The sequence below is a fragment of the Microbacterium sp. sgz311019 genome (assembly GCF_056135325.1).
Genome location: NZ_JBWAXO010000004.1, coordinates 175,884 through 186,476, shown reverse-complemented (window position 1 = coordinate 186,476; position 10,593 = coordinate 175,884). Strand labels below are relative to the sequence as shown.

The 10,593-nt window shown below is 68.0% G+C and carries 10 protein-coding genes; all 10 read right to left on the bottom strand.

Annotated features, from left to right (window positions below; genetic code table 11):
* Window positions 1-222 precede the first annotated feature (222 nt).
* Window positions 223-1,443, bottom strand: a complete 1,221-nt coding sequence (rocD, locus tag AC0NZN_RS08195) for an ornithine--oxo-acid transaminase (RefSeq protein ID WP_474591798.1) — start codon at window positions 1,441-1,443, stop codon at window positions 223-225.
* Window positions 1,440-2,330, bottom strand: coding sequence for a dimethylargininase (ddaH, locus tag AC0NZN_RS08190; RefSeq protein ID WP_474591797.1), 891 nt, complete (start codon window positions 2,328-2,330; stop codon window positions 1,440-1,442). Before ddaH ends, rocD begins: the two co-directional genes overlap by 4 nt.
* A gap of 153 nt (window positions 2,331-2,483) precedes the next feature.
* Entirely contained in the window at window positions 2,484-3,467 is a 984-nt protein-coding gene (locus AC0NZN_RS08185) for an NAD(P)-dependent alcohol dehydrogenase (protein ID WP_474591796.1), read from the bottom strand.
* Between the two features lies 1 nt (window position 3,468).
* Complete coding sequence (locus AC0NZN_RS08180; RefSeq protein ID WP_474591795.1) at window positions 3,469-3,684, bottom strand: helix-turn-helix transcriptional regulator; 216 nt, start codon at window positions 3,682-3,684, stop codon at window positions 3,469-3,471.
* Window positions 3,684-4,115, bottom strand: a complete 432-nt coding sequence (locus AC0NZN_RS08175) for a hypothetical protein (protein WP_474591794.1) — start codon at window positions 4,113-4,115, stop codon at window positions 3,684-3,686. The genes AC0NZN_RS08180 and AC0NZN_RS08175 overlap by 1 nt, the downstream gene beginning before the upstream one ends.
* Before the next feature lie 127 nt (window positions 4,116-4,242).
* Window positions 4,243-5,490, bottom strand: a complete 1,248-nt coding sequence (locus AC0NZN_RS08170) for an FAD-binding protein (RefSeq protein WP_474591793.1) — start codon at window positions 5,488-5,490, stop codon at window positions 4,243-4,245.
* 63 nt (window positions 5,491-5,553) lie between these two features.
* Window positions 5,554-7,065 (bottom strand): arabinosylfuranosidase ArfA, encoded by a 1,512-nt coding sequence (arfA, locus tag AC0NZN_RS08165; protein ID WP_474591792.1) that lies wholly within the window; start codon window positions 7,063-7,065, stop codon window positions 5,554-5,556.
* A 46-nt stretch (window positions 7,066-7,111) separates the two neighbouring features.
* A complete protein-coding gene (locus AC0NZN_RS08160) occupies window positions 7,112-7,999 on the bottom strand; it encodes a carbohydrate ABC transporter permease (protein WP_474591791.1) in 888 nt (295 codons plus the stop codon).
* Window positions 7,996-8,946, bottom strand: coding sequence for a carbohydrate ABC transporter permease (locus tag AC0NZN_RS08155; RefSeq protein ID WP_474591790.1), 951 nt, complete (start codon window positions 8,944-8,946; stop codon window positions 7,996-7,998). Before AC0NZN_RS08155 ends, AC0NZN_RS08160 begins: the two co-directional genes overlap by 4 nt.
* Before the next feature lie 66 nt (window positions 8,947-9,012).
* Complete coding sequence (locus tag AC0NZN_RS08150) at window positions 9,013-10,383, bottom strand: ABC transporter substrate-binding protein (protein ID WP_474591789.1); 1,371 nt, start codon at window positions 10,381-10,383, stop codon at window positions 9,013-9,015.
* Window positions 10,384-10,593: the final 210 nt, after the last annotated feature.

The following is a 10,593-nucleotide window of genomic DNA, read 5'->3' as shown; positions in this document are numbered from 1 at the left end:
GCGCGCGGCCCAGCGCCGCAGACTCCCCCGAGCAGACGCTCGAGGAAGTCGCAAATCACGCGGTCGCACACCCACGTGACGCCTCCGCCCTGTGCTTGGTCCCCAACACATGGCCCGCGGATCCCCACCCGCGGGTCAGTCGAGAGTCATGCTAGGCGCGTAGTCGACTCGATGTATATCGGGCGTTTGCCCGGGGTGCCCGTGTGGAGGCCAACTGGGGACCTAGGTCCCCAGTGCGACCCGCAGCTGCTCGACGGCCCAGTCGAGCTCGGTTCCGCGGATGACGAGCGGCGGCGCGATGCGGATCGTCTGACCGTGCGTGTCCTTCACGAGGACGCCGCGCGCGAGCATCCGCTCGGCGATCTCGCGTCCGGTTCCGACCGCCGGATCGATGTCGATGCCGGCCCAGAGGCCGGCGATCCGCACGGCCGTGACGCCGTGCCCGACGAGGCTCTCGAGCAGCTCCTGGAGGTGCGCGCCGAGGGTCCGTGCACGCTGCTGGAACTCTCCGGTGGCGAGCAGCTCGACGACCCGCAGGCCGACGGCCGCGGCGAGCGGGTTGCCGCCGAAGGTCGACCCGTGCTCGCCGGGCTGGATCACGCCGAGGACGTCGCGATCGGCGACGACGGCTGAGACGGGGAGGATGCCCCCGCCCAGCGCCTTTCCGAGCAGGTAGACGTCGGGCACGACGCCCTCACGATCGCACGCGAAGGTCTCACCGACGCGGCCGAGGCCCGACTGGATCTCGTCGGCGATGAACAGCACGTTCCGCCGGGTGCATATGTCCCGGACAGCCGCGAGGTAGCCCGACGGCGGGATCACGACGCCGGCCTCGCCCTGGATCGGCTCGATGAGCACGGCCGCCGTGTTCTCGGTGATCGCGGCCTCGATGGCCGCGGCATCCCCGTAGTCCACGGAGATGAATCCGGGCGCGAACGGCCCGAATCCCTCGCGCGCGGACGGGTCGTCGCTGAAGCCGACGATCGTCGTCGTGCGGCCGTGGAAGTTGCCGCTCGCGACGACGACGGTGGCGGCATCCACCGGCACTCCCTTGACGCGATAGGCCCACGCGCGGGCCACCTTGATGCCCGTCTCGACGGCCTCCGCACCCGTGTTCATCGGGAGGACGAGGTCCTTGCCGCAGAGCGCGGCGAGCGCGGCGGCGAAGGAGCCGAGCTGATCGTTGTGGAACGCGCGGCTCGTCAGGGTCACGCGGCCGAGCTGCTCGGTCGCGGCCGTGACGAGGGCGGGATGCCGGTGCCCGAAGTTCAGCGCCGAATACGCGGAGAGCAGGTCGAGGTACCGCTTGCCCTCGACGTCGGTCACCCACGATCCCTCGGCCTCCGCGACCACGACCGGCAGCGGGTGGTAGTTGTGTGCGACGTGCTGGTCCTCGGCCGCGATCAGGGCAGCCGAGTCCGCCGACACCCCGACGTTCGTCATCGCGCACTCCGGAGCTCGAGCGTGCAGCACTTGATGCCGCCGCCGCCGAGCAGCAGCTCGGAGAGGTCGACCAGCACCGGGTTGTAGCCGCGCTCGCGCAGCTGCGCCTCGAAGCCCTTCGCGCGCGGCGAGATGATGACGTTGAGGCCGTCGCTCGCGGAGTTCAGGCCGAACACGGCGCCGTCCTCGTCGGCGACGCGGATCGCGTCCGGGAACAGCTCGGCGAGGATCCGCTGCGACGGCTCGTCGAACGCGTGCTCGAGGTAGGCGATGTTGGCCCTCTCGACGCCGCCCGGACCCTCGACGGGGTCGAGCACCGAGATCGCGGTGTCGAGGTGGTAGAACCGCGGGTCGATGAGCTTCAGGGAGACGACCTCGCGGTCGAAGACCTGCGAGATCTCCCGGTGGCTCTCGATCGAGGAGCGGAAGCCGTAACCGGCGAGGATCGTGTCGCCGACGAGGAGGATGTCGCCCTCGCCCTCCTGCGCCGCGATGGGCTCGACGACTTCGAAGCCGAGCTCGGCGAAGCGGTCCATGAACGGCCGCTCCTCACCGCGGCGCTCATCGACGCTGAACTTCACGCCGAGCGCCGTGCCGTCGATGATGAAGCCGCCGTTGGCGGTGTAGACCATGTCGGGCAGGCCCGGGATCGGGTCGATCAGCTCGATCTCGTGGCCGAGCTCGATGTAGGTGTCGTAGAGCGACTGCCACTGCTGCACCGCCTTCGACGTGTCCGTCGGCTCGGCCTTGTGCATCCACGGGTTGATCTCGTAGCTCACCGTGAAGTATTCCGGCCGGCACATGAGATAGCGGCGGTGCTGCTGGATGCGACCGGTCGCGGACAGGTCGGATGCGGTGGCCTTCGCGGTCGTGGGGGTCTGCGTCATTCTCGCTCCTTGACAGGCGGATCGGCGGACGCTGTCCAGAGGCCCGACGGCCCTTCGACGCGCTGCGCTCGAGCGACAGCGGGGAAGGGAACGACCCGGGCACGCCGCATCCATTGTCTCATGCGCCCCGCGGATCGCCGCCGATTCATCGCTTCACCCCAGCGTGACGACCAGCTTCCCGACGGTATGGCCGGCGGTGAGGTGCGCGAGCGCCTTGTCCGCCTCGGCAAGCGGCCAGGTCCGCTCGATGACCGGCGCGAGGCGGCCGCCCGCGACGAGGGCGAGCAGCTCACGGAGGATGTCCGGCCGCGCCTTGGCCGAGAGGGGATGCAGCGGCCGTCGCGAGCGCACGGAGAGGAGGGATGCGCGGCCGATCCGCGGCATCGGCCCCACCACACGGCCTCCCTCGCCGGCGATGAGCACGGCCGATCCCCCGTCGCGGACGAGCCGCCGCACCGTGCGGAGCGGGCTGTCGCCCGCGAGGTCGACGACGGCGTCGAAGGCTCCCTCCGGCAGATCGGCGAGTAGCGTCGCCGCTCGGTCGTAGGTCGTGCCGGCGCCGATCGAGGCGACGAGCGCCCGGTTGGGCTCCGAGCAGAGGGCGTGCACCTCCGCTCCGCGGAGTGCGGCGAGCTGGACCGCGAACGTGCCGACGCCCCCGGATGCCCCGACGACGAGCACCCGATCGCCGGATTGCACCTCGGCACGATCGAGCGCCTGCCACGCGGTGCCGCCGGCGATCGGCAGCGCCGCCGCGAGGGTCGCCTCGACCGCGGCCGGTCGCGGCACGAGCCGGTCCGCCGAGACGACGGCGTACTCTGCGAGACCACCGCCGAAAGCCAGCTCGCCGACGACCTCGTCCCCGACGGCCACCGCCTGCACGTCCGCTCCGAGGCCGACGACCGTTCCGGCCACGTCGATCCCGCGCACGGGCTGCCGCGGGTGCGACCATCCGAAGGCGGCGCGCAGCAGCAGCGGTTCGCCGGTCATCAGGTGACGGTCCGCGGCGTTGAGGCCCGTGGCCCGGATGCGCAGGAGCACCTCGCCGGGCTTCGGCTGCGGCACATCGATGCGCGTCAGGCGGACCTCCTCGACGCCGCCGTAGCGCGTCTGGGTCCAGGCATCCATCTGTTCCATGTCACTCCTCCGGATATTGGAAGACGTCGTCGAGGCCGACCCCGAAGACGCGGGCGAGCTGGAAGGCGAGCTCGAGGGTCGGGGAGTATCGCCCGGCCTCGATCGCGATCAGGGTCTGGCGGGTGACCCCGACGCGGAGGGCGAGCTCGGCCTGTGTGAGTCCGCCGGCCTCCCGCAGCGCGCGGATCGAGTTCGTGACCTTGGTCGGCTTGACCATCAGAGACCGCGCCGGTAGGCCACGACCCGCGCGATGCCGCCCACGACGGCGGCGACGGCGAAGCCGAAGAACATCGTGTTGGCGATCCAGAACCAGTCGGCCTTCATGGCGCACAGCAGCAGCACACCGAGGCCCGCGACCGCGATGAACGCCTGCTCGACACGCGTGCCCATGCGCGCGATGTCGCGGTCGCGCAGGTCGCTCTTGCCCACACCGGCGGGCTCCCGCACCCCCGCGAGCATGCCCCACACGATGCTGACCACGATGGATGCCACGATGCATCCGCCGATCGTCCAGAACATGATCGGCGCCCAGTCGACGGCGGTCAGCGGTCCGCCCGCGGCCTCCTGCAGCACGACCACGATGTAGACGATCAGCCCGATGACGGTGACGACGAGGCTCGACCAGACGTTGCGCTCGACGTAGACCATGGCGGCCTCCCGATGTCAAAGATTCTTTACACTGAGCGTACGGGCGCGCGGCTGCCGTGTCAAGAATCTTTTACATCCTGGACGGCGCCCCGCGCGGGATCACGAGCGCCGTCATCCCCCGCGGTCGTCAGCCGAGACCGAGCACCCGCTCGGTGTAGGCGTTGCGGAACACGCCCGTCGGATCGAGGTCGATCATGAGCTCGATCGCGTCGTCGAACCGCGGATAGCGGGCATTCGCGTGCGCTTCTGCGAACCACTTGCCCCAGTGCGGTCGGGGCGCGAAGGGCGCGAGCGCGGCCTCGATCTCGGGCAGGATCGCGGTGACCTCGGCCGGCATGCTGCGCCAGGTGAAATGGATGGCGAGGCTGTTGCGCGCGTAGGCGGTGCTCAGCCACAGGTCATCCGCCGCGACCGTCCGCAGCTCGGTGATGAGCAGCAGCGGATCGATGCGGTTGGCCAGCTCCCGGAGCGCGGAGAGGGCGGATGCCGCGTCCTCGAGCCCGACGAAGTACTCGGTCTGGATCTCGTCCCCCTGGGCGGACGGCTGCCTGTCGAAGCGGAAGTGCGGCAGACGCGCGTGCCACGGACCGGGCACGCCCTGCACGGTCGTGTTGTCGTCCTCGTCCACCGGGCCCACGGGGCCGATCGGCCCCACCGAGCGCGTGCCGCCGCGCCATACGTCGACGACGGGCAGGCCGCCGTGGTCGAGGCGCGTCTTGAGCCAGACCTGATCCGTGCGCTCTCCCGACCAGTGCGTGAACACGCTCACGCTGTACGCCGCGCCGAAGACGCCGACGGGGTCACTGAGCACCTCGTCCCACGGGACGCCGAGGTAGACGTCCTGCCGCACGTCGTAGCGGGGTTCGAGGCCGAGCGTGAGATGCGTCACGACTCCGAGGGCGCCGAGGTGCACCACCGAGCCGGCGAAGCGCTCGTCCGCGCGGTCGATGCGCAGGATGCCGGCATCCGCCGTCACGAACTCGAGCCCGACGACCGCGGTCGAGAGGTTGCCGAGGCGCAGTCCGGAGCCGTGCGTGGCCGTGGCCGTCGCACCGCCGACCGAGATGTGCGGCAGCGATCCGAGGTTGTGGAGCGCAAGGCCGCGCTCTTCCACCGCGCCGGCGACCAGTGCGAACGGCAGCTGGGAGGCGACGCGGACGGTCGACGCATCCTCGTCCACCTCGATGTCGGCCGGCATGTCCCGAAGCGAGACGAGCACCTCGCTGTCGGCGATATCGTTGAACGAGTGACGGGTGCCGAGTGCGCGCACGCGCTGCGCCGAGCCCACGATCGAGCGGATCTCCTCGATGCTCCGCGGAGTCTCGATGCGTCCGGCGTAGGTGTGGGTCCCGGCCCAGTTCGTCTGCGCGCTCATGCTGCCATCATTCCGGGTTCCGCGGGCCGCCGGAGTCGGCGGCCCGCCACGTGACGACACCGCTCACCGCAGCTGCACCGCCGTCCACGAGACCGGCGGCAGCGAGATGCGCAGTTCGTCGTCGACCACACGGGCGCTGTCATTGGGCTTCAGACCGACGCGGTCCGGCTGCGTCCGCGTGTTCGCCGCGTGGATGTCGTCGTCGTGGAGGCTCACGATCGATTGGACCGCCACATCGCCGAGGATGCTGGTGTCGATGCCGATCTCGACCGCCTCGGACATGCTGCGATTGACCAGGAAGACCGCTGTCTCACCCGTGGCCGCGTCGTGGGTCGCGACAGCATCCACGACGGGCACCTCGCCGTAGCGCTCGGTCCGGTAGGTCGGGCACTCCAGCTTCAGTTCGAGTGTGCAGCCGCGCGCAAGGCGGGACGTGACCGCGAACGGGAAGAAGGTCGTCTGGCGCCACGAAGCGCCGCCGGGCTCGGTCATGATCGGTGCGATCACGTTGACGAGCTGGGCGAGGCTCGCCGCGGTGACACGGTCGGCATGACGGATGAGCGAGATGAGGAGATTGCCGAAGACCACGGCATCCACCACCGAATACACGTCTTCGAGAAGGCGCGGTGCGACGGGCCACTCGTGCGCATCCGTGATCCGATCGACCTCCTGGTACCGGGACTGGTACCAGACATTCCACTCGTCGAACGAGATGTTGACGGTCTTCTCGCTGCGCCGCACGGCCTTGACGTGGTCGGCGGTCGCGACGACCGAGTCGATGAACCGGTCCATGTCCACGGCGGACGCGAGGAAGCTCTCGTAGTCGCCGGCCACGGGCTCGTAGTAGGCGTGGCAGGAGATGAAGTCGATCTCGTCGTAGGTCTCCTCGAGCACGATGCGCTCCCACGTGCCGAACAGGGGCATGCCGGCGCCCGAGCTTCCGCAGACGACGAGCTCGAGCGTCGGGTCCACCTGCCGCATCGCCCGTGCGGTCTTCACGGCGAGCTGCCCGTACTCGTGGGGGGTGCCGTGACCGACCTGCCACGGGCCGTCCATCTCGTTGCCCAGACACCACATGCGGATGTCATAGGGTTCGACGGCGCCGTTGGCGATCCGCTGGTCGGACAGCGCGGTGCCTCCGCGGTGGTTGACGTATTCGAGCACATCGAGGGCGTCCTCGATCCCGCGCGTCCCGAGGTTCACGGCGTACATCAGCTCGCCGTCGACCTTGCGCAGCCATCGCACGAACTCGTCGAGGCCGACCTCGTTGGTCTCGGTGGAGTGCCAGGCGAGATCGAGTCGTCGAGGACGCTGATCCACTGGGCCGATGCCGTCCTCCCATCGGTAGCTCGAGACGAAGTTCCCGCCGGGGTAGCGGACCGTCGTCACGCCGAGTTCTCGAACGAGCTCGGCGACGTCGTTCCGGAACCCGTGCTCGTCGGCATCAGGGTGGCGGGGCTCGTAGATGCCGTCATAGACGCACCGGCCGAGGTGCTCGACGAAGGAGCCGAAGAGGCGGCGGTTGATGGGACCGACCACGAAGTGCGGGTCGATAGTCAGGTGTGCGGGAATCACGTTTCCTCAAGTGGTGAAGATCAAGGCGGAGTGCGGGCGGTTCGGGCTATTTCAGACTGCCGATGGCAAGCCCTCCTCGCCAGTAGCGCTGCAGGGTCAGGAAGGCGATGATCAGCGGAATCACCGACACGAGCGATCCGAGGATGATGATGCTCCACAGGCTCTGTCCTCCGGCGGCGCCGTAGGTGGATGCCGTGGACTGCCAGAGTCCGATTCCCACCGTGACCGGGAAGAGCCGGTTGTCCGAGAGCATCGCGAGCGGGAGGAAGTAGTTGTTCCAGCAGGCGACCACCGACAGCAGCAGCACGGTCACCATCGCGGGTCGCAGGAGCGGCAGAGCGACCCGGAAGAAGGCGCGGAACTCCCCCGCGCCGTCGACACGGGCAGCATCCAGCAGCTCATCGGGCACCGCCTCGCGCGCGTAGACCGCCATCAGGTACACCCCGAACGGGTTCAGCAGGCTCGGGATGATGACCGCCCAGATGGTGTTGGTCAGACCCGCCAGCGAGAACAGCATGAAGGTCGGGATGACCAGCGCGGTCATCGGCACCATCACAGCCCCCAGGAGGATCGCGAAGGACGCACGCCGTCCCGCGAAGCGATACTTCGCGAAGCCGTAGCCGGCGAGCACGGACAGAGCGGTGGCGCCGATGCCCCCGACGAAGGCGTAGAGCGCCGAGTTCAACAGCCAGCGCCCGTAGATGCCGCCGCCGTAGGTGAACAGCGCGACGAAGTTGCCGATGTAGTCGATGTCCGAGCCGAACCACAGGGCCGGCCCGCCGCCGAAGAGCTCGGCCGTGCTCTTGGAGCTGTTGACGATCACCCACCAGAAGGGGATCAGGAAGTAGATGACGAGGATGCCGAGCACGATCTGCATCGGCACGCCGCCCGGTGTTCGAGGAGTGCGTCGGCGCTCGATGTTCGTGGCGGTCATGACAGGATGCTCCCTCTCTTGCGGGTGGCGAACATGAAGATGTAGACGCACACGAAGACGACGGCTCCCAGCGCGAACGAGATCGCCGAACCGTAGTTGTAGTTCGCCAGCGAGAACGCCTGCTGATAGGCGTACATGTTCGGCGTGAAGTCGTTCGGAATGGCGCCGGCCGCCAGAGGCTGCAGGATCTTCGGCTCATTGAAGAACTGCAGCGTGCCGATGAGCGCGAAGACGAGGATCAACACCAGAGCCGGCGCGACCAGCGGGATCTTGATGCGGAAGACGATCTGCCACTGCGACGCGCCATCGATGCGCGCCGCCTCGTACAGGGTCGGATCGATGCCCTGGAGCGCGGCGTACAGAATGATCATGTAGTACCCCGCCCATTGCCACGTCACGACGTTGAGCAGGCCGTAGAAGATGAGGCTCGAGCTCAGGAAGTCGGGCGCCGGCTTCCCCAACGCGCCGAAGATGTCCGCCAGGGGCCCGAAGTTCTCGCTGTAGAGAAAGCCCCACATGAGAGCGCCGATCACCGTGGGGATCGCATACGGCAGGAAGATCATGAGCCGTGAGAACCGCGCGAACCGGCTGACGACGATGTCGAGCATGAGCGCGACGGCCAGCGACACGGCCATCTGCAGCGGGATGAGGACCAGAGAGAAGCGGATCACGAATGAGATGCCGCTGAGGAACGAGGGATCGGTGAACGCCTTGAGGTAGTTGCCGAGGCCGACGAATCTCGTCCCCCCGATGAGGGACTTCTGGAACAGGCTGAGGTAGAGCGCGTAGCCGATCGGGAGCACCAGGAGGCCGAGGAAGATCAGTCCGAACGGCCCCACGAAGAGCCATCCGATGGCGTTCCGACGGTTGCTCGTGGTGCGGCGACGTCCTCGTGGCCTGACGGTGTCTTCACCGGCCTCGGCGCGGTGTGCGGTTGCTGTGGTCATGTTTCCTCCGGGTCGAGAAGGTATGGCGAAGGGCCGGCCCGGCGCGGGCCGACCCTCCGCGTCAGGTCAGTTGACGGTGAAGCCTTGCTCCTTCGCGTACTTCACGACGTCGTCCTGCAGCGCATCCGCCGCCTGAGACCCCGTCTTGGAGCCGTCATTGATGGCGGCGATCTGCTTGGTGAACGCGGAGTAGTAGTACTGCCCGATCGGCGTGTACGTCATCCCGTGGTAGGCGTTGGCCGCGGGGACGTAGACCTCCTTGTTCGCCTGCTGCCCGTTGAAGAACTTGACCTCGGCGTTGATGAAGTCCGGGTCCTTCAGCACGTGGACGTTGAGCGGGAAGATGATCTGGTTCTGCCACCCGTCCTTGAGCGATGCATCGTCGGCGTAGACCCCGAAGGCGACCTTGGCGGCCAGTTTCGGGTCCTTCGCCTGCTTCGTGACCGAGAACGCCGATCCGCCCCAGTTCACCGAGATGGGGTTGTTCGGGTCCCACTGCGGCAGCGGTGCGGTCGCCCACACGTTCGCGTCAGCACCCTTGCCCACACCGGCACCCTGGAGGTAGCCCGGCGCCCACGCGGCCGACAGGTAGGTCGCGTACTTGCCGCCGATCACACCCGAGATGTACTCCGGGGTGAACTGGTCCTGCTTGCCGACCAGTCCCTTCGAGACGAGCCCGGCCCAGTAGTCGAGCACCTGCTTGGACGCGGCGTCGTTCAGCTTGATGCCGATCGTGCCCTTGTTGGCGGTGTCGTAGGTGAAAGGGCTCGCGCCGTTGTTGTACAGCAGGGCGGTGACGTAGGCGGGCTGGTTGGCGGGGAAGTCGCCGAACAGCGGGCCGCCGGCATCCTTCACCTTCTGGGCATCCGCCGCGTACTCGTCCCAGGTCTTGGGCGGCGTCGTGATGCCGTACTTGTCGAAGATGTCCTTCCGGTAGATCATCCCCATCGGGCCGCCGTCGATCGGAGCGCCGTAGACGCCGCTGCCGACGGAGACGTCCTTCCAGGCGCCCTCGCTGAAGTTGTCCTTCACGTCCTTGTAGCCGAGGTTCTTCAGATCGACGAGCGCGTTCTGGACCTGGAACGTCGGGATGCGGTCCGCCTCGAGCATGACGACGTCAGGAGCACCGGTGCCGGCGGAGACCGCCGTCTGGAACTTGTCGTACTCCGCGCCGCCGGCGCCCGCGTTCGTCCAGCAGACCTGGACGTCGCTGTGGGCGTTGTTGAAGTTGTCGACGACCTTCTCGGTGTTCGGATACCACGCCCAGAGGGTGACGACCGGGGCGTCCTTCTTGACGATCTTGTTCGTGCAGTTCGATGTGTTGCCGTTGGCGTTCGCATTGCCCGTGCTCGCGCCCCCGCCACCACCCGAGCAGCCGGCGAGCACGCCCGCCAGCATCACGCTCGCCATGAGGGCGATGACTCTGTTCCTCTTCACTGATCGATTCCTTTCGGATGCTGGACCTCATTGTCGGTGCACCGCAATGCGGCGAGAACGCGCGGCCCGCATCGGCCTCGCGTCGGTCTCGGGAGGATGCCGAATCGCGATCTACAACGTTGCATTTCCAACGTTGTAGTACAGACTATGACTACCGCGAGCGCCGGTGTCAAGGGCTGTTCGGTTCGGGCGCACTGCGTTCGGAAAGGA